Origin of the sequence: uncultured Thalassospira sp. (assembly GCF_963976115.1) — a bacterium.
Lineage (GTDB): Bacteria > Pseudomonadota > Alphaproteobacteria > Rhodospirillales > Thalassospiraceae > Thalassospira.
Window position 1 is genome coordinate 37,212 of record NZ_CAXBJJ010000021.1, and the last position, 24,911, is coordinate 62,122.

Below are 24,911 nucleotides of genomic sequence, written 5' to 3' on the forward strand. Positions count from 1 at the left end.
TTTGCGGTGCTACCGTTCACGAGTTCCGGTTTAGGATTGTTCCCCGTCACACAACAAACCCTATATTCTAAGATTAAAATCCAGGCAAAGCCTGCCAGATCAGCCCTGCCCTGCCCTGAACCGTAATTCGAACCCGAGCAAAGAGCCAATGCTTTGTCTTTAAATTTGGCTTGAAATAGCGAACTTCAACAAAAATATATGTCATGGCATGACATAACCTGAAATAAATCCCGATTTCACAGCAGGTATCAAAAATGGCGAAATATCTTATTACCGGCGGCGCAGGTTTCATTGGCTCGCATCTGGCCGACAGATTACTTGCCAATGGCGACACCGTACGCGTGCTTGATGACCTTTCAACCGGACACCGGCATAATCTGATGGCCGAAGCAGAATTGATCGTTGGCAATATCTGCGACCCCGACGCCGTCAAAAATGCCATCGCCGGATGCGATGGCGTTTTTCATTTGGCCGCCGTGGCATCAGTACAAAAAAGCATCGAATGCTGGGGCGAAACACACGGCGTAAATTCGCTGGGCGCGGTCACTGTTTTTGAAGCCGCCCGCAATGCCGGAAAAATTCCGGTTGTTTTTGCCTCTTCGGCAGCGATCTATGGCGACACCACCGTCATTCCGGTTTCCGAAGCTGAAATTCCGCAGCCGATTTCATTTTACGGCGCCGATAAACTGGCAAATGAAATCCATGCCGGGCTGGCCGCCACCGCCTATGACATGCGATTTGCCGGATTGCGATTTTTTAATGTCTATGGCCCGCGCCAGGACCCGTCATCGCCCTATAGCGGGGTGATTTCAATTTTCGTTAATCACGTATTGGCCGACCGGCAATTGCAAATTTTCGGCACGGGTGAGCAAACCCGCGATTTCGTCTTTGTTTCCGACGTTGCCGCTTCCTTGCACCGGGCGATGACCTATCTGCACAACACCCACCAGGCCTGCTTTATCCGCGCCAATGTGTGCCGGGGACAGGAAGTATCGATCCTGGATCTGGCCCGGGAAATTACCCGGCTGGCGGGCAAAACCAGCGAACCCGTTTTTCGCGACGCCCGACAGGGCGACATCCTGCGATCCAAGGGCGATCCGACCCGCTTAAACAGCGAAATCGGCCATGTCGCCGATGTTTCACTGCAAGACGGCCTTTGCTCCCTGCTTGACTGGGAACAAAACCGGCGCCTTACCAACGGCTAACGTCGCCTTATGCACGCACCAATGAACCCGAAAGGCCGATGATTTATGGCCCCCACCGTCCATTGCCCCGATAAAAACCGGGTATCCCTGCCCCCAATCACCGCCCTTGTGCTTGCGGGCGGGGCTGGAACGCGCATGGGCGGGGGCAAACCGTTTCGCAAATTACACGGCACATATCTGATCGAGCACGCCCTGGCCAATGCCCGGCGCAATTGCAACGCCGTGATGATTGCCAGCAATGAAAACAAGGCGGACTATGCCGCTTATGATTGCCCCGTCATTGGTGATGTTCCCGCCCCCGGAAGGGGGCCAATGGCCGGTATTCTGGCCGGGTTGCAACACCTTGGAAATGACAGCGACTGGATGGCGGTTTTCGCCGTTGATTGTCCGTTTTTGCCAAATGATCTGGTCAGCAGCCTATATCAGGCAATGATCGCACCACTGGCCACCCCTGCCGACCAAACACAGAACCCCATCCGTGCCGCCTATGCCCATTATGCCGGGCGCGACCATTTTCTGGCATCCCTTTGGCATCGCGATATGGCCCCGGCCATTGCCACCCTGCTCGATCAGGATCAACGCCGTGTGCGCGCAGCCCTGCAACAGGCCAATGCCGTTAAGGTCGATTTTACAACCCGTGAAAATGATGCAGATACGGCGCGGCTATTTGCCAATATCAATACCCAAAGTGACATTGATCAATTGGAAACCCTGCCAATCTAAAGCATATTTCCTTTAATATGACCCATTTTGCCAGCGCAGTCTGCCGCCTGGTAAGGAGAAGTCCGCCGGGCGTAATGGGTTTACGGACAAGGATTTCGACGCGGCCAGGCGGCAGACTGCGCTGGCCCACAGGGTTTGTTTTTGGCGGTGTTTGGCGGCGTTACACCGCTCGCCCGATGCGCCGCATCGCGCAGCGCGCTGTGCCTTGCCAAACGACACGCCAAAAACAAACAAAATGGGTCATATTAAAGGAAACATGCTTTAAAACCGTCCGACCAACCGTTCGGTATGCCTGTTCAACACACCAAACGCGGCAATATGGTATCAGGCTGGCAGCAGGCTGTTATCGCGGCACCATTGATAGATAGCCGCTTCATCCGCAGCCAGTTCGATGGCAGCACCATCGGCAAATTCTTCAAAGGCGGGGCGGTTAAGCCGATTAACCCCCAGCAAAACCGGAATACCCCGTAACAACATCTCGGCAATCAGATCGCGAAAACCCCGACCAATGGCTTCGTGTTTGCCAAATTTATTAATAATCAACAAATCAATATCGGGACTGTTCTCAAGCGACGCCTGCACGCTGGCCACCGCCTGTTCAAGCGCACCCACATCTAGCCGGCACCCGCGCGATTCATTGCCAAGCTTCTGCGAAATATCAAATAGCGAACCGTTGGGCAAAACCTTGACCAGCATGTCGCAATGGCGCGCCCCTGCGCGTTCGGCATTAATCTGGACAACCCCGGCCAACCTGGCACCCTCGGCGATCAAACGGTTTGCCAGCTCTGCTAACAAATGATCAACCTGCCCGCGTTCCTGCACGGCAATAAACGCAAACTTCATTTTTGCTCCGATACTGCGCCCCGCGATGTCTTACAGACCGGAGCATGGCATGACATAAACACAAATTTGCACGCCCGTTCGCCCCATGTCCAGCCCGGCAAACGCATATCACACAGCATCGCACGTTCCGTTCTCACGGGTCCGGTTCTTCAGCACCCCATCACCAACCCCAAACAGCAACACCCCGGCAAAACCGGGGTGTTGCAGACAAACAATATCAGGTGCTGATATGCAAATCAGCACATATGCTGCCCGCCATTGATTGACAGGCACGACCCGGTAATGAAGCCCGAATTTGGCCCCGACAGATAAAGGACGGCCTGGGCAATTTCATCGGCTTCGCCCAGTCGGCCAACCGGAATTTTGCCGATAATACCTTCCAGCACTTTTTCAGGCACCGCCGCCACCATGTCGGTATTGATATAACCCGGCGAGATGGTGTTAACCGTAATGCCCTTGCGCGCCACTTCCTGTGCCAGCGCCTTGGTAAAGCCATGCACGCCGGCCTTGGCGGCCGAATAGTTGGTTTGGCCCATTTGGCCAGCCTGCCCATTGATGGAAGAAATATTGATCACGCGGCCAAAACCACGCGCGCGCATACCTTCAAGAACCGGCTGGGTCATGTAAAACAGCGACCCGAGATTGGTTTCAATCACCGACTGCCAGGCTGAGACGGACATTTTATGCATAAAGCCGTCACGGGTTATTCCGGCATTATTAACCAGGACATCAACCGGGCCCAGTTCTGCTTCAACCTGTTTGATGCCCTCTACGCAGGCATCCGGGTCGGCCACACTCCACTTGAAGGTGGCGATACCGGTTTCATCGCTAAATTTTCGGGCGGCATCGTCATTTCCGGCATAGTTCGCAGCAACAACAAAACCGGCATTTTTAAGGGCAAGACTGATCGACTTGCCAATGCCGCGTGTACCACCGGTAACCAGTGCAATTTGGGTCATTGCAGACCTCCCTAGAAACAGTTTTTAATAACAGCCCTGATTAACCAGAACCGCATCTTCACTTGCCCTTCACACCAAACCAAGAATGGCTTCAGGGTAACCGCAAAATCAACCTTGCGCCATGATCCAAGTCATAAGTTGCAAGCATCAAACCGATTGCACGAAAACTGACAGGAAGGTGCACCGCCGGATGAAAAATACCGACAGTGCGCCTGACCTACATTTTGATACGCACGAATGACTTGGCCCGCATTAACGTTCAACGCACAGAGCAATGCCCATGCCGCCGCCAATGCACAGGGTCGCCAGACCTTTTTTGGCATCGCGTTTTAGCATTTCATGGAGCAAGGTGACAAAAACGCGGGCGCCCGATGCACCAATCGGATGGCCCATGGCAATGGCACCGCCATTGACATTCACCTTATCCGTATCCCACCCCATATCGCGGTTAACCGCAATGGCCTGGGCGGCAAAGGCTTCGTTGGCTTCGATCAGGTCAAGGTCATCAACACTCCAGCCCGCTTTTTCAAGCGCCTTGCGCGATGCCGGGATCGGCCCGCTGCCCATGATCGACGGATCAACGCCGGCCGTCGCCCAGCTTTTGATTTTGGCAAGCGGGGTCAAACCGCGACGGCTGGCTTCTTCTGCCGACATCAAAACCAGGGCCGCAGCACCATCATTAATGCCCGATGCATTCCCTGCGGTTACTGTGCCATCCTTGGAAAAGGCCGGGCGCAATTTTGCCATGCCTTCAACCGATGCCCCATGGCGCGGATATTCGTCGGTATCAAAAATGGTTTCACCCTTGCGGTGCTGAATGGCAACCGGGGCAATTTCATCGTTAAAACGGCCCGCTTTCTGGGCGGCTTCAGCCTTATTTTGCGACGCAACGGCAAAGGCGTCCTGCTCTTCGCGGCTGATATCCCATTTCGAAGCAACATTTTCCGCCGTATTGCCCATGTGATAGCCGTTAAAGGCACACCACAGGCCGTCCTTGATCATGGTATCGATGAATGTGACGTCACCCATTTTATGACCATCGCGCAGATGTGCAACATGGCCAGCCAGGCTCATGTTTTCCTGCCCGCCAGCAACAACGATGGTCGCATCGCCCGCCATGATCTGCTGGGCAGCCAGTGCCACCGTGCGCAGGCCCGAACCGCAAACCTGATTGATTAGAAAGGCCGTCGCACTTTCGGAAACGCCTGCCCCCAGGGCCGCCTGACGGGCCGGGTTCTGCCCTTCGCCTGCGGTCAGAACCTGACCCAAAATAACTTCGTCTACAGCATCGGCTTCGACACCGGCGCGCTCCAGAGCCGCCTTGATCGCGATGGCTCCCAGCACATGGGCCGGTGTGCCAGACAACGTGCCATTAAATGCACCGATTGGTGTCCGTGCGGCACCAACAATTACGACCTCGGTCATGAAACCCTCCGAAACTTTTGTTTTGCGTTTACTCCCGGCCCGTTCGCTCAATCGACCGAACCAGATTTGATCTTATCGCGCTGCAATGAAAAGCCAAGCACTGATACATGCCCCTTTCGTACAGGTTGCAACGCGTGGGGCTGTTGACAGCACCAGAACCATCCAGGACGTAGTCAGCTCATCGTCAAAGCGCCACACCCGGATCATCCTTTACCGTTTGAACAGAAATATAAGTCCGAAACCATTCGACATTCGGATCAGAATTAAACAGCTCTTCGGTCAGGGCCAGATATTCATCCATATCGCGCATATGCAGTGTCAGCACACACGACACCTCGCCCGTCACCATAAAGCACTGCCGCACCGCCGAGAGCTTGCGCACCTTGTCGATAAATTCCAGCCGGTGGCGGGTGCCATGGCGGGCAAATTCCAGCGTGATCACCGCTGTTAACGGCCGCCCGACCAATGCCGGGTCCAGCACCGCCACCGTGCGCGCAATAACACCTTCCCGACGCAGTTTTGTCACCCGGCGCAAACACGCCGATGGCGATAGCCCCACAATATCGGCCAGCCGGTTGGTGGCAATATCGGCATCCATTTGCAATTGACGCAAAATGCCGGTGTCAATCTGATCAAGTTCCACACGATCCTCGCACAATTATTCGGCGCATATATGCTTAAATACGCCGTAAAAATGCATAACCTCGCCTAAAAACGCCCACCAGCATCGCTGTTTCCCGGTAAAGTGGCAACTCAAACAATCATTCCGTGTTGTTTTGGGATACCGGGCTGTGCTTTTTGGTCGGCGTCTCAAAACACTCAACTATCTCGCAAGGTTCGTTTATGCAGCCCTATCTGATGTCGTTACTGGTCCGCAGCCGCCGTCTTTTCATCACACTGGCCAAAGTGATGTTGCCGATCATGCTGCTTGTGCGCGTTGCCGATCAGTTCGGCGTCGTCGATTTGGCGTCAAAAATCCTTACCCCGGTCATGTCCCTGATCGGCATGCCACCCGAAGCCGGGCTGATCTGGGCCAGTTGCCTTTTTATCAACATTTACGGGGCGGTTGCGGTTATTGCCGGGCTGGCCCCACACCTTGATATGACATCGGCACAATTAAGCGCGCTGTGCGCCATGATGCTGTTTGCGCATGGCATTCCCGTTGAACAGGCGATTGTCAAAAAGGCCGGAGCCAGTTTCTGGGCCACCGCTGGGTTACGTATTTTCACCGCCCTTTTTTATGCGGCCTTCATCACCTGGATCAGCCGCCACACCGGCTATCTCGCCGAATCGGTTGATCTGTCATGGATGGCCGGAAACACTGCCGATACTGTCAACCAGACAAGCTGGACCGGTTGGCTGGTTTGGGCGCAAAGCACGTTTTATTCGCTGGTGGCAAGTTTCGCCATCATTGCCGGGTTGCTGGTGCTGCTGGATCTTTTGCAAAAAACCGGCCTCACGGATCGCTTTACCAGGGCATTACTGCCGGTGCTGCGGGTATCGGGCTTGTCAAAGGATGCGGCCCCGGTCACCACCATCGGCATTTTACTGGGGCTCACCTATGGTGGCGCGCTGATCATTGACGAAGCCCGGCAAAAAAACTTCACCCCACGCACCTTGTTCCTGTCGCTGTCATGGTTGTCGTTATCGCATTCCCTGATCGAGGATACCGTGATCATGCTGGCCCTTGGGGCGGATATCTGGGTGGTGCTGGTGGGCCGGGTGGTGCTGACCCTGATCATAATGATGTTGCTGGCCTGGCTGACACGGCGCTGGCAAACAGCCCCGGCTGTTTCGCCCGTTGAAAATTCGGCACAATAGGCAAAATGTCTCGCAGGGCGGCATAATCACCCGGGCCAAAGGATACCGGCAAATTAACCCGCAAGGTTTCCGGTTATATCTGCTTCCATAACGCCCTTGTTCACGCCGTTTCCAGCCAGTCGACCACCGGTTGCCAGGTGGATGTTTGCGCGCGCGACCCGACCATCATGCCAATATGCCCGGCGGCGGGGCGAAGGGCTGTGCGAAGGGCCGGTGCCAGACCATCATACAGGGCCAGGGCACTTTCGGGGGGCACAATCCGGTCATTTTCGGGGATGACCGCCAGCGTCGGGCAGGTGACACCGGCAGGCTCCATCGTTACCCCGTCAATCTCCCACTGGCCGCGCGCCAGTCGGTTTTCAACATACCAGCCAATCAGACAGTCAATCGCCACCTTGCGGGTCAGCGGCACACCGTCATTTAACCAGTCTTCCAGGGCAACAAAGTCTTCGGCCCGGCTTGATGCCGGGTCCATATTGGCAAAGCGGCGAAACTTTTCGCCAATCATAAACGGATCAAGGCTGGAAAACAGAGTTTGCAACACATCGACCGGCAATTCGTCATGCACGGATAACATATGCGGCAAGGTCGGGGCAAAGGCCGCGGCGATGCGGGCCTGGGTCGGGCCTGCGGCCATAAAATCCCACGGTGTTGCCAGCAAAACCAGCCGCGACACCAGGGCAGGCTCCAACAGGCACGCCGCCATAGCCAAAACACCCCCCATGCAATAGCCCACCACTGGCATCGGGCCACCGGTTTGTTCGGCCATATCCTGCAAGGCGGTCACCAGCCTTCCTGCGATAAAATCATCCATGCCAAAATCGCGTTCCTCGGCACCGGGATAACCCCATTCCAGCAAAAGCGGGCGATAGCCCTGGGCAGCCAGAAACCTTGCAAAGCTGCGTTTTTTGTTAAGATCAAGAATATAGCCCCGATTAACCAGCGATGGCACCAGCAAGACCGCCCCTTTGCTGCGGGCCTTTGTCGCATCCGCATCAGCGGTATCGGGCGCAATCGCACCATAGTCAAAAATGCAGCTCGCCCCGTCCTGCCATATCACCGGCACGTCCTCTGCCCCGCGACGATACGAATGGGCCTGATAGCGGCGAATACCATCATGCAACGCCGAATGCTGGGCAAAGGCGGCCCGATCAATCGCTTGCCCCATCACATCATTGCTGTGGTGGGACATCTCCTGACGCAGGCTTTCCGCTGCCATCGTCAATTCCGGCTTCCAGGGCATCAATTGTTTCCGAAAGAGCGGCAAGGCGGCGCGTGAGCTCAGCCAACTCGTCATCTCGACGACCAGATGCGTCGCCAGTGGCCTTGGCCCCGCCCGGCGTTCGCCCGCTGGCGGCCGGTTGTGATTGTTCTCGCCCATTTTCTTCCCCGTCATATGTCACAGATGCGGTTTTTTCCCCGCCCTCTGACGATACAGTTTCTGTTTTCTGGTCCGTGGTTGTGGCAATGTCTGGTCGGGACGGCGTCTTGTTCGCTGACTTTTTTGCACCAGTGGCTGGCGTGTTCTCTGAGGGTGCCGCGGGCGCTGAGGGTGCCGCAGGCGCAGAGGATGTTGCAGGTGCAGAAGATGTTGCCGTGCCCGTCGCAAACGGGGGCTTAAAATTCATCATCGCGCGAACCGGGTCAAACATAGTGTTCATACCAACGTGTTGCCCGGTTCGGCCCGGGCCTGGCGCCAACGGGTTTTGCACCGGTGGCTGGCCTGTTGCCAACTGGCCAATCAAACGGCCCCATGCCTCAAACCCTTCGGCCAGGCGCGATGTATCGGCCCCAAGCCCGGCATATAAACGACCAATGGCACTGGCGGCATCGCTGCCCCCTGCCGTTGCCGCCACCTGCGCGCGCCAAAGTTCCAAAAACCGGATCGCAAGCGCATCGGGATCAGCGGCCGCCTTATCAGCGCCGTCCGTGTGCGTTTCCGATGCCGTTTGCGCCTGATGCGCAGCGTCCGATGGCGCATCCAAACCGGGTGCCGGGCGTTTGCTCCTGGCCTTGTGCTTTTTCCCCGCCGGGCTGGCGGATGCGGTATCTGCTTTTGCATCCGGCGCACTTTTAGCTGCCGGTTTTGCTTTCGATATCGATTTGGCTAAAGCTGTGCCACCCGGCATTGCTGTTTTGGTATGATCCGCCAGTACCGGTGCATCTGCACGTTCGCTTTTATGCCCTTTTGCCGCCCGCCCGGCCTTGGCCGTTTTCTTTTTCGGCGCAGCATTTTTACCCCGCCGGGACGCGGTTGATTTTTTTTTGATCTGATCCGTCATGGCTATTTCATCGCCCCCAATTTTGCGCGGCTGGCCACAAACATCATACCATTCTTCGTACAGGCTCAACCAGTTTTTGCTAAAATCAAATCCCGTGTTGCGCAGCAACAACGCAAAAACGCATCCTGTTTCGCGTTGCAACCGGTGTTGAATGCTGGACACATTTGAAATTAAGCGGCACTCTTGTTACAGGCATTAGCAATTGCAGCAGTCCACTTGCTGCGCCACGTGGCATTTTGTGCGCACGCACAAGCATCACACGACAAAAAGTTGGTTCACAAACCGCACGTCGGGGAAACTAGGGAAGCAGGGAACACCGCCATGACCCATAAAAACACCAACGATCCGGATCGCGTTGTTATCAAGAAATACGCCAACCGTCGCCTGTATAACACCGCAACCAGTTCCTACGTCACGCTTGACCATCTGTCGCAGATGGTCAAGGAAAACACGGATTTTGTCGTTTATGACGCCAAAACCGGCGACGATATTACCCGCCCCGTGCTGACCCAGATTATTGTCGAAGAAGAAAACAAGGGGCAAAACCTGCTGCCCATCAGTTTTCTCAGGCAATTGATTGGTTTTTATGGCGACAGCCTGCAAGGGCTTATTCCCAGCTATCTGGAACAATCCATGCGGTCCTTTGCCCATAACCAGGAACAGATGCGCGACTATATGCAGGGCACCATGCACGGCATTTTTCCGTTCGGCCAATTTGAAGAAATGAACAAACAGAATATGGCCCTGTTTGAACAGACGATGAAAATGTTTTCGCCGTTTCTGGCCCAGGAACAGGAACGTGCCCAAAAAAACGGCACAGCCCCCAGCAATACCCCGCGCCCCACGCCCCCCCAACCAGCCGCACGCGATGCCTCGCTGGACGAACTTAAATCCCAGCTTGAAGCCATGCAGGCCCAACTTAACAATCTGGTCGATAACAAAACCAAAAAATAGACCGAAACAAAGACTCTGGCGGGCCGCCGATACGATACGGGTGGCATCTTTTGACGCCCCGACCGACAGACGGACATGGTGGCAACCGGCGCGCATTTATGGGTGCCGCGACCAGCATCGCACAGGACGATACCACATGTAACAAACGGGGCCCGTGCGCCCCGTTTTTTTTACAACCGAAACGATTCGCTTCGGCATCAATCCTGCATCGATTTTCCAGAAATCGACGAACTGTCACAAAACGGCGATTCGACCGGCAAATTTTGCCTGCCTGATCGAAAAATGGCGTTTGCTCGCGATCAAAACAGGTAATTTTTGCGGCCACAACGCCGCTTGCGTCCGAAAAACTCGGTTTACACCCCTGCCGTTCCGCAAATGCGCAACTCAAAGGCTTCAAAAAATCGTGATATAAACCCACAGGATACGTCTCCGAAATGCCCGTCACGGCCCCGCTTGCGTCCCCCGTTCGCCCCCCGGTAACCAGCAATACCGGCGCAAGCAGCACGCGTGAAATCAGGGTTGAACATGCTGCACCGCCACATAAGAATTTGGCTATAAATCAAGGCGGAGGGCCTTGGCTTGACTATCATTTTCCCGGTGGCAGTTCGGCTTTTATGGCCCAACTTTTAGGTCAATTGTTACCGTCGGAAAACAATGCACAACCTGCGATCATTCGAAAGATGCATGTCAGCTATGCGGCTTTTTTCACACCCTACGGGTCAGAAGCCTCTGTCTTTTTTTCGCCTTACGCACTAGACAATGACAGACCAATTGACCTATATACCTAGCTTCCTTCGGTTCGTTGAGAACGATATCTGACTCCCAGTCAGATTCCTGCCACATTAAAATCCTCTAAAAATCTAGACCAAATGATTTGGCAGGGCGGCGCAACTACGACGCCAAACGACGACCGGGGTGGGAACCTTTATAACTGGCGGTTGATAACGGATAACAATGCAATGAATGCAATTTCCCCCAACGAAGAACCTAAACGTGCCAATCGTGCAACCGACACAGATCGCTATGTCGGCCAGCGCATCCGCGAACGCCGTATCATGCTGGGCTTTAGCCAGCAGCAGATGGCAGACCTGATTGGTGTTACCTACCAGCAGGCTCATAAATACGAACGCGGCATTAACCGCATTTCTGCCGGTCGTCTTTATGAAATCTCGCAGGTCCTTGGTGTTCCTGTCAGCTACTTCTATGAAGGGCTGGAAGGCAACCAGGAAACTGAACTTAATGCGCGTCAGCGCATGTGCCTTGAACTGGCGCGTAACTTCGCCAGCATCAAACACGAAAAACATCAGGAAGCGTTAAGCCACATGGCCCGCGCCCTTGCCGACCAGGCCGCCTGACCGTTTTTTCGTCAGAAGTGCTACCTTAAAAAAGGCTGTCTCACGACGGCCTTTTTTGATGTCTTGTCTCGTCCCGGAAGACGTTGTCACGCGAGGATCGGATAAAGCATTTTTCCTTTAATATGACCGATAGAAACAGTGCGTTGAAGACGCGGTCAGCGTTATCACGATATGCGCCTAAAACGTGCTGTTGTTGATCTGGTTGAAAAACTTACAAACACACGCAAACACGTTATGCCATGTAATTTAAGCGTGATTGATCAACGACAAGACATACAGCTCCGGACAGTTGCCCGAACAAAAGATCAAAAAGAAAAACAGTCCTATCCTCTCCTGGTCCTCTGCTGTGCTCAATTCCACACGGTCGCCATAACGGCATGCTTTCAAAGCGGGAACTCGCGATCGAAGACAGAAACAAAAAAAAATCAATGCCCCATATACTTTATGAAGCATCATGAAAAAAAGTTTAGGCATGATAAAGACCTGTTCATTTCTTAAAATTTCGAGATAAAATTCATTTTATTTATTGTAAAATGAATTATTACATCTAATTTACATGAAAAATTGCACTTTAACTCAAAACAATACTTAATGTGTAGACAAGTTTGATTGTTGTCGATGAAAATAAGGCACTGTAATCATCGAACCGTAACATCACCGTCACCATAGAGTCGCGAATTCCGCGTAGCGTCCTGATCAGCGAAACACAAGCAGGCGGACGTTAATGCTGGTCGTAAATATTTCCGGACTAAGTAAAAGCTTTACGCGGGGCAAGCGGGCGCTGGACAATGTCAGCCTGCAGGTTCGCGAGGGCGAGATGGTCGCGCTGATCGGCGCATCCGGTTCGGGTAAATCAACCCTTATTCGTCATATTGCCGGTTTGCTGCGCGCGGATCGCGACGGTGGCATGATCGAAGTCTTTGGCGAAGTCATCCAGCAGAACGGCCGTATTTCAAGGGGTGCGCGCAAGGTGCGGGCCAATATTGGCGTTGTGTTTCAGCAATTCAATCTGGTCAGCCGCCTGACGGTTTTAACCAATGTTTTGACCGGCATGCTCGGACAGGTTCCGGCATGGCGCGGGTCGCTTTGCCTGTTTACCCGTGCAGAGCGCATGCAGGCAATGACCGCGCTGAAACGTGTCGGGATCGACGGGCATGCAACGAAAAAAGCCCGCAATCTTTCCGGCGGTCAGCAACAACGTGCGGCGATTGCGCGCACCATTACCCAGGGTGCACGCCTGATCCTGGCGGACGAACCGATTGCATCGCTTGATCCTGCATCCTCGCGCAAGGTGATGAACACGCTTGAGCGGGTAAATCGCGAAGACAATGTAACCGTGATCGTATCGTTACACCAGGTTGATTACGCCCGGGATTATTGCATCCGGGCCATCGCCATGCGGGACGGCAAAGTCATTTTTGACGGCCCGTCCACCGCATTGACGCCCGAGTTTCTGCGCGATCTTTACGGCGAATATTCATCCGAACTTTTCGCAATCCCGCCCGAGCCCGCACCGGCAAAAGGCAAGGTTGTCGAAGCGCAAAAAGACATGGCTTACGCGCCAAGCTAGAGCAACACAATGTTTCTCTCTGCCTGACCTCATTGGCTCTCATCTCTACAACAACCTGACAGGGGACTTCTCATGATCCGCAAAACACTTGCATCTGTTGCACTTGCAGCAAGCATGTTTGCCTCGGGCTTTGCCCAGGCCGATATTGACTTCAAGCCGCTTGAAAAAGATCCCGATACCATCGTTTTCGGTTTCATCTCGACTGAATCAAGTGCCAATCTTAAAGCCCAGTGGCAGCCAATGATCGACGACATGGAAACCACGCTTGGCAAAAAAGTCGAAGCATTCTTTGCGCCCGATTACGCTGGTATCATCGAAGGCATGCGTTTTGGCAAGGTCCATGTTGGCTGGTTTGGCAACAAGTCGGCCATGGAAGCCGTTGACCGTGCGGGCGGTGAAGTGTTCGTCCAGACGTCGAAAAGCGACGGTACAAACGGGTATTATTCCCACATCATCACCCAGGCCAATAACGACAAGATCAACACGCTTGCCGATATGCTCAAATGTGACGGAACGCTGAACTTCGGTATCGGTGATCCGAACTCAACCTCGGGCTTCCTGGTTCCGTCTTACTATGTGTTTGCGAAAAACGGCGTTGATCCGAAAGAATGCTTCAAGACCGTGCGCAATGCGAACCATGAAACCAACCTGATGGCGACAGCCAACAACCAGCTTGATGTTGCTGCCAATAACTCCGAGCAGCTTGCACGCACCAAAATGGTCAAGCCGGAAATCACCGACAAGGTCAAAGTGATCTGGACGTCACCGCTGATCCCGTCTGACCCGATGGTTTATCGCAAAGATCTGTCGCGCGAACTGAAATCTGAAATCAAGGCCTTCTTCCTTAGCTATGGCCGTCTTGGCAATGTTGAAGAAGCCAACAAGGTTCTTGTCGGCATTCAGGACGGCATGGGCAAATTCATGGAAAGCTCCAACGCGCAGCTTTACCCGATCCGTCAGCTTGCCCTGTTCAAAGACAAACTGAAAATTCAGAACACCGAAGAGCTGTCTGCTGACGAAAAAGCAAGCCGCCTTGCTGAAGTAGACAAGAAACTGGCAGAACTCGACATTCTGGTTTCCTACGAGTAATCGACCTTTAGGCAGGGAGCGCGCGTGAAGCGGGCTCCCTGTTTGCATTTACAATCCTGGATTAACACGATGAACAGCAGCATTTCTTCGACATCCCCTGCCGCTACGGAACTTCCGCCGCATGACCTTAAACGGTCGATGGGAAGCATGCTTCTTTGGGCCTTTATTTTCGGTCTTCTGGCATATTCGTGGGAGGGGGCGGATATGCGCCCGATGGCCCTGATCGAAAATAGCGGCAACATGGTCGATTTTGCCGATGGCTTTTTCCCGCCCGACTTCCTGATGTGGAAAAGCTATGTCAGCGAAATGTGGATCACGATCCAGATTGCAATCTGGGGCACGGCCCTTGCGATTGTCTGTTCAATCCCGTTTGGTATTCTATGTTCTGAAAACATTGTTCCGTTCTGGGTCTATCAGCCGGTGCGTCGCCTGATGGATTCCTTTCGCGCCATCAACGAAATGGTTTTTGCCATGTTATTCGTCGTCGCCGTGGGGCTTGGTCCGTTTGCCGGTGTGCTTGCCCTGTGGATTCATACGACCGGCGTATTGGCAAAACTGTTTTCCGAAGCCGTCGAAGCAATTGATCCCGAACCGGTCGAAGGCATTCGGGCGACCGGTGCCAATGGCCTGCAGGAAGTTATTTTCGGGGTGATCCCCCAGGTTCTTCCGCTGTGGATTTCCTATTCGCTGTATCGCTTCGAAAGCAACGTGCGCTCCGCTACCGTTCTGGGCATTGTCGGCGCAGGTGGCATTGGCATGGTTCTGTGGGAATATATCCGGGCGTTCTATTACGCCGAAACCGCCGCGGTCATGATCATTATCATCATTTCCGTCAGCCTGCTTGACATCGTTTCGCAGCGTCTGCGCAAACTGGTGATATGATCGATGCGTTATCAGGTAACACAGGCCAAATCAGCCATGAAACAACTGTCCGAACAGCCTACAATTGACGAAAGTGCCGTCGTCGTCGATTGTGAACTGGGCGCCTGGACCGAAATTGGCCCGCGAACCAGTATCCGCGAAACCGTGATGGATGATTATTCCTATGTCGTAAACGACAGCGAAATCATCTATTCCAACATCGGAAAATTCGTCAATATCGCGGCCCATACCCGGATAAATCCCGGCCAGCACCCGATGGATCGGGCATCCATGCATCATTTCCAATATCGATCCAGCGCCTATCGCCTGGGGGATGATGATGCAACATTTTTTGACTGGCGTCGTGAAAAGCGTGTCACACTTGAACATGATGTCTGGATCGGTCACGGGGCAATTGTGCAGGGTGGCGTCACCATCGGCATCGGATCTGTTGTCGGGTCGGGTGCGGTGGTCACCAGGGACGTCCCCCCTTACACGATTGTCACGGGCATACCGGCCAGGCCGCTGCGCCCCCGGTTTGAAACCGACATTGTCGATGCCTTGATGCGCATCTGCTGGTGGGACTGGAGCCACGATATGCTGGCGGAAAACCTTAACGATTTTCGCAGCCTTCCTGTGCGGGCCTTTTGCTTGAAATTCGATACGATCTGATCCCATCCAACCTGGTATGTCAGGTTTATCAGGCAAACACCCCGCCCTGATTTATCTGTTGCGCACCTCGTGGTTCCTTCCCAAACTGCCTGCCTCTGGCGTTGCCTCGAATGTTAAAGAGCTTCCATGACCGACTATCAACGCTATGCCGTTTATTACGCCCCGCACCCCCAAAGTGACCTTGGCCGGTTTGGCAATGCATGGCTGGGCCGGGACCCGCTTGCAAATACTGAACTGACCCGCCCTGCTCTTGCGGGCCTTAAGGCAGATGATGTCATCGCGGCAACCACATCACCGACACGATATGGTTTTCACGGAACGCTAAAGCCGCCCTTCACCTTAAAACAAGGACAAAGCCGTTCTGGTCTTGAAGCGGCGCTGGAAAAGCTCTGTGCTGATATCACACCGGTAACATGCGGCCCGCTAACCCTTAAATCAATCAGCGGCTTTCTCGCTTTGATACCGACCGATCCGGTTGCCCCCCTGGAACATCTGGCCGCAAGAATGGTCCGCGATCTGGATGATTTTCGTCAGCCAGAAGACGCAACGGCAATGAACAAACGCCGGGCGGCAGGCCTGAGCGAACGTCAGGAAAACTATCTGGTCACGTGGGGCTATCCCTATGTGATGGAAGACTTTCGGTTCCACCTGACGCTCAGCAACAAACTTGACCCAAAACAGCTTGAACGGTTTGAAGCATCCCTTGCCTCCACGGCAGCCCCCCTTTGCCAAACCGCCTTTATCATCGACGATATTTGCCTTTTTGGCGATCCCGGTGACGGAAAACCGTTTCATTTGCTAAGGCGTTTTGCGTTAAACAGATCAAAAATGCGGCAGTAATTACCGCCGCATTTTTGATCTTGTTAAGGCTTGGAATGTTTTCCACACCGTTTCAAACGGGCTCAAACTTTTGGGGTCGATACAGGGCGTGGTGCGACGATGGCCTCAAGAAACCGGGTAATGCCGGTTTCCAAATCCGCATCATTGTGAACATGCACAACATTTGGCCCCTCAACCTCATAGGCCGATGCACGTGCCAGACGCCTCTCGATGTCAAAACGATCTTCGCGACCACGCGCTTCAAGACGTTGACGCAACACCTCTGTCTTTGCGCAAATGCTGATAACGCGCACATTGCGCTCGCCGATAAGGGCAAACGCATCGTTAATCACGCTGCGTGACACATTGACGATCACGGTTTTGCCTTTGATAACTTCATCCTGGACATGCCTTGGAATGGCATAGCACAAATCATGCGCGCGCCAGCTCAGCAGGAAAGCCCCCTGTTTTGCCATCGACGGAAAATCATCGGGCCGCAAAGGAATGTGGTTTTCGCCAATGGTGCCCGCTGGCCGCGTGATGCAGCGCCGGGGAAAGCAAAACTGTGCTGCATCTGCATCACCAAGCCTGGCGCGCGCGCCGTCAAGAAGGCTATCCTTGCCCACACCACTCGGGCCGACGACAAGGATCAGCATGCCCTTTTTTGACGCCCCACCCAAACCATTTCGCTCTTGCGGGCCTGTGCTCATGATACCCGGACACCTTCGCGCCACACACCCCGCACAATCGGGTGATGCGGCGAATGATGCACACGGATCAGATCGCCCCGTTTGCCAACGGCAATTTCACCGCGATCGCTCAGGCCGACCTGGGTTGCAGGGTTAAGTGAAATGGTGCGAATGGCGCGGGGCAAATCATACCCGTCAAAATCATCAAACAGCTTCATCGCCCCGTGCAACAGGCTGTGCGGGACATAGTCACTGGAAATGATATCGAGATAACCGTTTCTGGCCAAATCACCCGCCGCAACATTGCCGCTATGCGACCCGCCGCGCACAAGGTTTGGTCCTCCCATCATCACGCCAAGCCCGGCCTCGTGCGAGGCCCTGGCAGCTTCGAGCGTGGTGGGAAATTCAGCAACCGTCATTTTATCGCTAACGGCCTCGGCCACATGGGCCGTGGTGGCATCGTCATGGCTTGCCAGGGCAAGGCCCCTGGCATGGGCGGCTTCAACCACAAGACGGCGATTTTTCGCGGAATAAAGTTCGGAATCACGTTTGCGGGTCGCAACGAACATGCTCATAGCTTCGTCATTCAGACCATATTTCCCCTGATAATAGGTGTAATAGGCCTCCAGACTGACAAATTGGCGCTGGCCCGGTGTATGGTCCATGACGGACAACATTTTGACCAACGCCAGATCGACCATCTTGCCCAGGGCATCGGCCATGCCGGGAAAGGATGTTTCACAGCGCAAATGCAATTTGTGATCGGCCCGCAAAAGATTGTTATCCTGCGCAAGGGCAAGGGCCTCGACCGATTCAACCAGTCGCACGATGCGTTCAGACCCTTCATTGACATCGCCAATCGACACCGCATCAAAAACGGTTGTGATCCCGGCACTGGCAACCTGATTGTCATGGGCAACAACCGCCGCCGTGGCCGGCCAGCGGGTTTTCGGGCGCGGTGTCAGATGTTTATCAAGATTATCTGTGTGTAATTCAACAAGACCCGGCATCAGATAATCACCGCCAAGGTCCTCGGCACCGGGCAAATCAAATGCCCGATCCGATATATCGGTAATGATCCCGTTCTTTATCTGAATGGCCCCGTCAATGACATCATTTGCCAGAACGATTTTGGCGTTGGTAAAAATTTGTTCAGTCATTGGCCCCAACTTTAAACGATGTCACATCAAATGCCCCGGTGCAGACCGCATCGCGGGTTTCGTGATCGTGGAAAATACCGGCAATTGCCGCCCCGCGCGATTTGGCTTCCTCGATCAAGGCCAGAACCGTGGCACGGTTATCGCTATCAAGCGATGCTGTCGGCTCGTCTAGCAACATAACCGGATAATCGGCAATAAAGCCTCGGGCAATGTTCACGCGTTGCTGTTCACCCCCCGAAAAGGTCAATGGCGAAAGCTGCCACAGGCGCTCGGGAATGCGAAGGCGCGTCAAAAGATCGCGTGCCTTGCCTGTCGCATCGGCACGTGACGTGCCAAGGGCAACCGCCGGTTCGGCCACAATTTCAAGGGTTGGCACACGCGGTATAACGCGCAAAAACTGGCTGACATACCCCATCGTGCGCTTGCGCATTTCAAGGATCGCGTGCGGACTGGCAGTGGTAATATCAAGCCAGTCGCCATCATGCATGACGGCGATAGACCCGCTCGAACATGTGTAATTGGCATATAGCATCCGCATGAATGTACTTTTTCCCGACCCGGATTCCCCGGTCAGCGCGATACATTCCCCCGCCGAAAGGCTGAATTCAATACCGTCAAAAACCGGGATCATCACGCTACCCTGAGTATGTAACGTAAAACTTTTCGAGACGTTGAGAGCATGAAGCATTTCAGACATTTTTCGCCCCGGCATCAGTTCTGAAGGATGGAAGAAACAAGCAACTGGGTATAGGCATGCTGCGGATCATCAAGAACCTGATCGGTCAGGCCGCTTTCGATCACCTTGCCCTGCTGCATCACCATCAAACGGTGTGACAACAGGCGCGCAACAGCCAGGTCGTGGGTAACAATAATCACCGCAAGATTAAGGTCGCGCACCAGCCCGCGCAGCAAATCAAGCAACCGCGCCTGAACCGAAACATCCAGCCCGCCCGTCGGTTCATCCATAAACAAAAGGCGCGGGCTGGTCACCAGATTGCGGGCAATCTGCAGACGCTGCTGCATACCCCCTGAAAAGGTTGATGGCAAATCATCAAGGCGCTCGGATGCGATTTCCACCTTGCCCAGCCAGCTATCGGCCGCCTCACGAATATTGCCATAATGGCGCTCGCCAACCGCCATCAGGCGTTCGCCAATATTGGCCCCGGCGCTGACATTCATGCGCAAACCATCGCGCGGGTTTTGATGAACAAAAGCCCAATCAGTGCGCATCAATAACCGGCGCCGGGCTTCGGACATGTCATAAACATCGCAGATGCCGTCAATACGGGTTTGATAGTCAACTCGCCCTTTGGCCGGTTCTTGCTGTGCGGAAATACCGCGCAGCAACGTTGATTTCCCCGATCCCGATTCACCAACAATGCCAATAACTTCTCCGGCGCGCAGCTCAAAACTGACATCCTTGCACCCCAACCGGTCGCCATACATCATGGTCAGGTCGGTAACGCGCAAAAGCGGTTCATTCATGCTGTTCATTATTCTGCTGCCTTTCCGCTTTTGGTGCCGCCCAGCGGCTGATCATGATGTTGCGCCCCCCGATGGCCCGCTTCCTGACGTTCGGTGCAATAATCGGTATCCGAACACACAAACATCCGGTTGCCCTTGTCATCGAGGATCACTTCATCAAGATAACTGTCGTGCGCCCCGCACATGCCGCAGGTCTCTTGCCAGGATTGCACCTCGAACGGGTGATCTTCGAAATCAAGGCTTTTGACCCTGGTATAGGGCGGCAAGGCATAAATGCGTTTTTCGCGCCCTGCCCCAAACAGCTGAAGGGCCGCCATATTATGCATTTTCGGATTATCAAATTTCGGGGTCGGCGACGGGTCCATCACATAACGATCATCGACCAGCACCGGATAGGCATAAGTGGTGGCAATATGACCGTGGCGGGCAATATCTTCATACAGCTTCACATGCATCAGGCCATATTCTTCAAGCGCGTGCATCTTGCGGGTTTCGGTTTCGCGCGGTTCCAAAAAACGCAAAGGCTCGGGAATCGGCACCTGATAGACAAGAATCTGATCTTCGCGCAATTCCTTTTCCGGAATGCGGTGACGGGTTTGAATAATCGACGCATCGGCCGTTTTTTCTGTCGTCGCCACCTGGGCTGTTTTGGCAAAAAACTGGCGAATGGATACTGCATTGGTGGTGTCATCCGCCCCCTGGTCAATCACCTTAAGGGTATCCTTGGGGCCAATAACCGCCGCTGTTACCTGAACCCCACCCGTGCCCCAGCCATAGGGCATGGGCATTTCGCGCCCGGCAAACGGCACCTGATAACCCGGAATAGCAACGGCCTTAAGCAAAGCCCGCCGGATCATGCGTTTGGTTTGTTCATCAAGATAGGCAAAATTATAGTCCGAATCCGCATTGGCCGGATGATGTACTGTCTGTTCCATGGCAATTACTCCGCGGCTTCGGGTTGAGATTTGGCCTCTTGCGCCTCAGCCTTTGCCAGGCGGGCTTCAACCTCACATCGCATACGGCGCACCAGTTCGAGTTCTCCCTGGAAGTCGACGTAATGGGGCAGCTTGATATGCTCGACAAAGCCGGTGGATTGAACATTGTCGCTATGTTCCATGACAAATTCGCTGTCTTGCGCCGGGCCCATAATCTGCTCGCCCATTTCATTGGCACGCATGGCACGGTCAACAAGTGCCATCGAAATTGCCTTGCGCTCGTTCTGGCCAAACACAAGGCCATAGCCCCGGGTGAATTGCGGCAACCTGGTTTTCGATCCCTGGAATTTATTGACCGTCTCGCACTCGGTCAGTTCAAGATCCCCAATATCAATCGCAAAGCCGAGTTCTTCGGGTTCAATTTCAACCGATACCGTGCCATAGCGAATTTCACCAACAAAGGCGTGGCTGTTGGCATAGCCACGCTGTGTGGAATAGCCCAGTGCCAAAACGAACCCCTCATCGCCGCGTGCCAGGTTCTGCAAACGCAGGTCACGGCCAGCCGGGTATTTAACCGGTTCGCGGGTTAAATCAGCAACCGGGGCAGTGTCATCCACCGGCACCTTTTCATCCTGAATAAGGCCTTCGTCATTAAGAATATCGTCAAGAACACGCGGCATATTTTCATCAACCGGGTTTTCTGCCCGGCCCGCATCCGCAGGATCTTGCCCATTCGCCATCAGAGTAAAATCTAAAAGCCGATGGGTATAATCAAAGGTCGGGCCAAGGATCTGCCCGCCCGGAAGATCTTTAAATGTCGCCGAGATGCGGCGCGAAATATCCATTTCCGCCGTTTTGACCGGTTTGGAAAAGGCAAAACGCGGCAAGGTCGTGCGATAGGCACGTAACAGGAAAATGGCTTCGATCAAATCACCCCGGCCCTGCTTGATCGCAAGGGCCGCCAGATCACGATCATAAAGTGATCCTTCGGCCATGACACGGGTCACAGACAGCGACAATTGCTGTTCAATCTGGTCGGTCTCAATTTCAACAACGTCTTTTGCGCCGCGACGCTGCTCTGCCAGCAGCCGGTGGGCGTTATTAATGGCACGTTCGCCACCTTTTACAGCAACATACATGGTTACTTCCCCTCAACGCGGGTGGTGCGCGAAAGGGCGGCGATTTTGGTGTCGGTAACAAAAATCACATCAACCCCGCACGGGAAAAGCGGTTGGTTTTCAGCCCACCACGCATGGAAAGCCGCCGGAAGGCCTTTAACCTCAAGGGTATGGCTATCCTTGATCCCTGGTCCGCTAAGGCGCATTTGCGGAATGTTGGTAATGTCATGAACCATCAGGATCAACGTTGCCGACTGATCCGGATATTCGGCAGTGCCAACCTTCAATTGTGCAATAAAGGACAAGTCATCATCAATGGCGGCAACCGCGAAATCGGCCTGCGCGATATCTGAAATGATCGGACTGCCACAATGAAATTTCAAATGCCTACTGGCCGCCTGCGTTGCGCAACCGGGCGACAACCAGACCGTCGTGTCACTATCGGCCAGCGCAAGTAATGTCGCGGCGGCAAAGGCATTCAGGCCATCTGGTACAGCGATGTCAATCGGTCGGTCATAAATACGACCGGGACGCGACATGGCATCCAGAATCACCCGAAAAACAGCGTTCGAGTCAAAAGCAGCATGGTCAAAACCGGGCAGCAAGTCACTTGTCGGGGATTGCAGGGTCATTGGTTTTCTCCGCGGACAAGGGTAAAGAAATCGACTTTGGTGGCCGCAACCTTTCGCGCATGATCGCGTTTGGCTGCTGCCTGCTGGTCTGCAAGGCCGTCAATGAAGGCACTCGAAGCCTGATCGCGAAGCATGATGGCGTCAAACAGGGCGGCATATTGCGCCTGGAACCGGTCGCGTCCCTTGACATAGGCGTGGCCAACTGTTCCGTCCGCCAGCGTTACAGCGCAGCGGGTGACGGTCATTTCACCAAGGTTAAAGCGCTGCCCCGCTCCCCCGGCGCGCCCGCGCACCATCACCATGCCGATTTGCGGTTCGCGCAGATGGCTCCAGGCAATGTCGCCAAATTTTGCGCGCCATTCGGCTTCAAGGGTGGCGCGATCGGTGCGGGCAAGAATTGCCATCCATCGTTGACGTGCGGATGTCGCGACATCCGCATTCGATTTTTGGTCTTTTGCTTGGGCTGGCACATCCGGGGCGGTTTGGGCCGTCATATGTCTGATCCTTTTTCCGGGATGTCGACAAATTCAAAATTTGTCTAGACGTCTATACATATCGACGTTATAAGTTATTCCCATGACCTTGGCAAAGGTCTTGCGGTGAAAGTTTTGTGAATGGGAACAAAGATGGAATGGGAATCGGGGCTATCTATCTGGAAGCAAATAGAAAAAAATCTTCTGACCGATATTGCCGAAGGTGTCTTTACCGCAGGGGATAAAATGCCGACCGAGATGGAACTGGTGCGCCGATTCGGGGTTAACCGCCATACAGTTCGGCGCGCGATATCGGCCCTTGTCGATTCAAATGTCGTGCGGGTCGAACAGGGCCGTGGGGCATTTGTCCAGGAACAGATCCTCGACTACCCGCTTGGCAGCAAAACACGTTTTTCACAAATTGTTTCCAGACGTCACCGCCTGCCCGACAAACGATTGATTTCGTCCGAAGAACTTAAAGCCAGTGCCAGCATTGCCGAGTACCTCGATGTAAAACCTGGTACCCGACTGATCAAACTTTTGTCGGTCTCCGAAGCAGATAAAATCCCCCTGGCGGTCGCGACCAGCTATTTACCGGTCGCCCGGTTCGAGGGCATTGTTGACATCTTCACCCGGACCAAGTCGCTTACCGAAGCATTCAAACACTTCGGAATCGACGATTACAGCCGCAAAACCACCCGCATCAGCGCGCAACTGCCAACATCACAGGTCGCCAGCCTGCTCCGGCAGGCCAAAAACCGCCCGGTGATTACAACCGAAAGCGTCGATGTCGATGCCGCCGGTGTTCCCATCGAATACGGCATCACTGCCTTTTCAAGCGATCGGGTACAATTGATTGTAGAATAAAATTCGATCCCGCTTTCCATGAATCATGATCATAGAAAGCTGGTATTATCACGGGTCCCACCGACCAGACAGCTGTGGCCCGGATCTGTTATCAGCCGATACCATCCGTAACCTGCTGGGCCAGCTTTATAGCAGAAATGAATTTTTTCATGCTTGCTGCACTTTCGGCGAAATATGCGGTCGCTTTGAGATGTTCTCCCCTGCCGGTCATTGCACGAATGTCGAGAGTAAAGTCTGCGTTGTGGCATCCGGTGAAAGAAAGTGTATCTTCGGGTACACAAGATGTGCCGAGTTTCATGGCGATCCGGGCAAGCTTTCGTTCGGATGGCGCCGTTCATGATGATGTCAGATAGTCCCTGCGATTTTGCGACATTCCGATCATGATGAATCAATGCAAAATCGTTAAACGCAAGAGCGCCCGAAATTACCGTTGTTGCACTTACCGGGATTTCCAGCGTTGAAAGTTCAGCCGTTTCGGATGCTGTTATAGGCGCGGAGACAGGGGTTTTTTTGTGTGTGTTGCCGGGACGGGGTATTGTTGGGCCCGGATTCATCACCAGATTTACGCATCATCGTCATTTTCGTAATACAATCAGTATATTAGAACAAATTCCCGGTTTCCAAAAAATAACAGGGTGTTTTTTCGATGCCGTTTTCGCATTTCAGGCAGCGCAAGGTTCTGGCGGCATTGTCGAGCTGTGCGTCAAAAGCTACGATGTGCACCCAAACCACATCACACTCGACATCGACGCCACCGGCATCAAGACCCACGGCCATCAGGCGGGGGGTGTTTTAACGGTTATGACGAACATCGCTGTTTCCTGCCCCTCTGGCCAGATCCGCGCCCATTGGCCGAAGGTCAAAATTCTGGTCCGGGGCGATAACGGATTTGCGCGCAGGAACCTGATAAGCTGGTGCGAGGCCAACCGCGTGGATTATATCTTCGGCCTGGCCCGCACACCGATCTGGTGCAC

Annotated in this window: 25 protein-coding genes and 2 pseudogenes; 12 read left to right on the top strand and 15 right to left on the bottom strand. The window is 54.0% G+C overall.

The genetic code is table 11. From position 1 onward, the window contains the following. Window positions 1–254: 254 nt before the first annotated feature. Together AAC086_RS20995 and AAC086_RS21000 are read left to right on the top strand one after the other, a co-directional pair. Window positions 255–1,205, top strand: coding sequence for an NAD-dependent epimerase/dehydratase family protein (locus tag AAC086_RS20995; protein ID WP_339781718.1), 951 nt, complete (start codon window positions 255–257; stop codon window positions 1,203–1,205). A 45-nt stretch (window positions 1,206–1,250) separates the two neighbouring features. Next, window positions 1,251–1,928, top strand: a complete 678-nt coding sequence (locus AAC086_RS21000) for an NTP transferase domain-containing protein (RefSeq protein WP_339781720.1) — start codon at window positions 1,251–1,253, stop codon at window positions 1,926–1,928. Between the two features lie 324 nt (window positions 1,929–2,252). On the opposite strand, the gene AAC086_RS21005 is transcribed toward AAC086_RS21000, so the two are convergent. The 4 genes from AAC086_RS21005 to AAC086_RS21020 form a co-directional block, all read right to left on the bottom strand. After that, window positions 2,253–2,771, bottom strand: a complete 519-nt coding sequence (locus tag AAC086_RS21005) for a DUF2478 domain-containing protein (protein WP_339781722.1) — start codon at window positions 2,769–2,771, stop codon at window positions 2,253–2,255. 236 nt (window positions 2,772–3,007) lie between these two features. Continuing rightward, window positions 3,008–3,730 (bottom strand): acetoacetyl-CoA reductase, encoded by a 723-nt coding sequence (gene phbB / locus AAC086_RS21010; protein WP_339781723.1) that lies wholly within the window; start codon window positions 3,728–3,730, stop codon window positions 3,008–3,010. A 252-nt stretch (window positions 3,731–3,982) separates the two neighbouring features. Beyond that, on the bottom strand, window positions 3,983–5,155 hold the full coding sequence (locus tag AAC086_RS21015; RefSeq protein WP_339781725.1) for an acetyl-CoA C-acetyltransferase: 1,173 nt from the start codon (window positions 5,153–5,155) through the stop codon (window positions 3,983–3,985). 184 nt (window positions 5,156–5,339) lie between these two features. After that, on the bottom strand, window positions 5,340–5,798 hold the full coding sequence (locus tag AAC086_RS21020; RefSeq protein ID WP_339781726.1) for an Lrp/AsnC family transcriptional regulator: 459 nt from the start codon (window positions 5,796–5,798) through the stop codon (window positions 5,340–5,342). Window positions 5,799–6,013: 215 nt separating this feature from the next. On the opposite strand from AAC086_RS21020, the gene AAC086_RS21025 reads away from it, so the two are divergent. Beyond that, window positions 6,014–6,976, top strand: a complete 963-nt coding sequence (locus AAC086_RS21025; RefSeq protein ID WP_339781727.1) for a nucleoside recognition domain-containing protein — start codon at window positions 6,014–6,016, stop codon at window positions 6,974–6,976. A gap of 100 nt (window positions 6,977–7,076) precedes the next feature. On the opposite strand, the gene AAC086_RS21030 is transcribed toward AAC086_RS21025, so the two are convergent. Further along, window positions 7,077–8,195, bottom strand: a complete 1,119-nt coding sequence (locus AAC086_RS21030) for an alpha/beta fold hydrolase (protein WP_339781729.1) — start codon at window positions 8,193–8,195, stop codon at window positions 7,077–7,079. After that, window positions 8,149–9,258, bottom strand: a complete 1,110-nt coding sequence (locus tag AAC086_RS21035) for a hypothetical protein (RefSeq protein ID WP_339781731.1) — start codon at window positions 9,256–9,258, stop codon at window positions 8,149–8,151. The genes AAC086_RS21030 and AAC086_RS21035 overlap by 47 nt, the downstream gene beginning before the upstream one ends. A 321-nt stretch (window positions 9,259–9,579) precedes the next feature. On the opposite strand from AAC086_RS21035, the gene phaR reads away from it, so the two are divergent. From phaR to AAC086_RS21070, 7 genes are all read left to right on the top strand, one after another. Further along, the gene (gene phaR / locus AAC086_RS21040; RefSeq protein ID WP_339781733.1) at window positions 9,580–10,212 is read left to right on the top strand and encodes a polyhydroxyalkanoate synthesis repressor PhaR; all 633 of its coding nucleotides are present in this window, start codon (window positions 9,580–9,582) and stop codon (window positions 10,210–10,212) included. A 959-nt stretch (window positions 10,213–11,171) separates the two neighbouring features. After that, window positions 11,172–11,567: a helix-turn-helix transcriptional regulator gene (locus AAC086_RS21045; RefSeq protein ID WP_339781735.1), complete on the top strand. Its 396-nt coding sequence runs from the start codon at window positions 11,172–11,174 to the stop codon at window positions 11,565–11,567. Window positions 11,568–12,291: 724 nt separating this feature from the next. Then, complete coding sequence (phnC, locus tag AAC086_RS21050; protein ID WP_339781737.1) at window positions 12,292–13,137, top strand: phosphonate ABC transporter ATP-binding protein; 846 nt, start codon at window positions 12,292–12,294, stop codon at window positions 13,135–13,137. A 72-nt stretch (window positions 13,138–13,209) separates the two neighbouring features. Next, window positions 13,210–14,226 carry a phosphonate ABC transporter substrate-binding protein gene (gene phnD / locus AAC086_RS21055; protein WP_339781739.1) on the top strand — a complete coding sequence of 339 codons (1,017 nt, stop codon included), beginning with the start codon at window positions 13,210–13,212 and terminating at the stop codon, window positions 14,224–14,226. 69 nt (window positions 14,227–14,295) lie between these two features. After that, entirely contained in the window at window positions 14,296–15,108 is an 813-nt protein-coding gene (gene phnE / locus AAC086_RS21060) for a phosphonate ABC transporter, permease protein PhnE (protein ID WP_339781740.1), read from the top strand. 36 nt (window positions 15,109–15,144) lie between these two features. Beyond that, complete coding sequence (locus tag AAC086_RS21065) at window positions 15,145–15,759, top strand: chloramphenicol acetyltransferase (RefSeq protein ID WP_339781741.1); 615 nt, start codon at window positions 15,145–15,147, stop codon at window positions 15,757–15,759. Between the two features lie 126 nt (window positions 15,760–15,885). Beyond that, window positions 15,886–16,599: a DUF1045 domain-containing protein gene (locus AAC086_RS21070; protein WP_339781743.1), complete on the top strand. Its 714-nt coding sequence runs from the start codon at window positions 15,886–15,888 to the stop codon at window positions 16,597–16,599. 62 nt (window positions 16,600–16,661) lie between these two features. On the opposite strand, the gene phnN is transcribed toward AAC086_RS21070, so the two are convergent. The 8 genes from phnN to phnG are packed head-to-tail and all read right to left on the bottom strand — an operon-like array spanning window position 16,662 to window position 23,091. Next, window positions 16,662–17,288, bottom strand: coding sequence for a phosphonate metabolism protein/1,5-bisphosphokinase (PRPP-forming) PhnN (gene phnN / locus AAC086_RS21075; RefSeq protein WP_339781745.1), 627 nt, complete (start codon window positions 17,286–17,288; stop codon window positions 16,662–16,664). After that, on the bottom strand, window positions 17,285–18,427 hold the full coding sequence (locus AAC086_RS21080; protein ID WP_339781746.1) for an alpha-D-ribose 1-methylphosphonate 5-triphosphate diphosphatase: 1,143 nt from the start codon (window positions 18,425–18,427) through the stop codon (window positions 17,285–17,287). The genes phnN and AAC086_RS21080 overlap by 4 nt, the downstream gene beginning before the upstream one ends. Beyond that, window positions 18,420–19,124, bottom strand: a complete 705-nt coding sequence (gene phnL / locus AAC086_RS21085; protein ID WP_339781748.1) for a phosphonate C-P lyase system protein PhnL — start codon at window positions 19,122–19,124, stop codon at window positions 18,420–18,422. Before phnL ends, AAC086_RS21080 begins: the two co-directional genes overlap by 8 nt. Before the next feature lie 14 nt (window positions 19,125–19,138). After that, window positions 19,139–19,912, bottom strand: coding sequence for a phosphonate C-P lyase system protein PhnK (phnK, locus tag AAC086_RS21090; protein WP_339781777.1), 774 nt, complete (start codon window positions 19,910–19,912; stop codon window positions 19,139–19,141). Window positions 19,913–19,920: 8 nt separating this feature from the next. Next, window positions 19,921–20,847 carry an alpha-D-ribose 1-methylphosphonate 5-phosphate C-P-lyase PhnJ gene (locus tag AAC086_RS21095; protein WP_339781749.1) on the bottom strand — a complete coding sequence of 309 codons (927 nt, stop codon included), beginning with the start codon at window positions 20,845–20,847 and terminating at the stop codon, window positions 19,921–19,923. Between the two features lie 5 nt (window positions 20,848–20,852). Then, window positions 20,853–21,986, bottom strand: coding sequence for a carbon-phosphorus lyase complex subunit PhnI (locus tag AAC086_RS21100; RefSeq protein ID WP_339781751.1), 1,134 nt, complete (start codon window positions 21,984–21,986; stop codon window positions 20,853–20,855). A 2-nt stretch (window positions 21,987–21,988) separates the two neighbouring features. Beyond that, window positions 21,989–22,597 carry a phosphonate C-P lyase system protein PhnH gene (gene phnH / locus AAC086_RS21105; protein WP_339781753.1) on the bottom strand — a complete coding sequence of 203 codons (609 nt, stop codon included), beginning with the start codon at window positions 22,595–22,597 and terminating at the stop codon, window positions 21,989–21,991. After that, window positions 22,594–23,091, bottom strand: a complete 498-nt coding sequence (phnG, locus tag AAC086_RS21110; RefSeq protein ID WP_339781755.1) for a phosphonate C-P lyase system protein PhnG — start codon at window positions 23,089–23,091, stop codon at window positions 22,594–22,596. The genes phnH and phnG overlap by 4 nt, the downstream gene beginning before the upstream one ends. A gap of 132 nt (window positions 23,092–23,223) precedes the next feature. Between phnG and phnF the strand changes: the two genes are divergently transcribed. Continuing rightward, entirely contained in the window at window positions 23,224–23,937 is a 714-nt protein-coding gene (phnF, locus tag AAC086_RS21115) for a phosphonate metabolism transcriptional regulator PhnF (protein WP_339781757.1), read from the top strand. Window positions 23,938–23,977: 40 nt separating this feature from the next. Here phnF and AAC086_RS21120 read toward each other — a convergent pair. Next, a pseudogene (locus AAC086_RS21120) lies at window positions 23,978–24,116 on the bottom strand (IS110 family transposase); the annotation flags it as partial. Between the two features lie 553 nt (window positions 24,117–24,669). On the opposite strand from AAC086_RS21120, the pseudogene AAC086_RS21125 reads away from it, so the two are divergent. Next, a pseudogene (locus tag AAC086_RS21125) lies at window positions 24,670–24,891 on the top strand (transposase); the annotation flags it as partial. Window positions 24,892–24,911 lie beyond the last annotated feature (20 nt).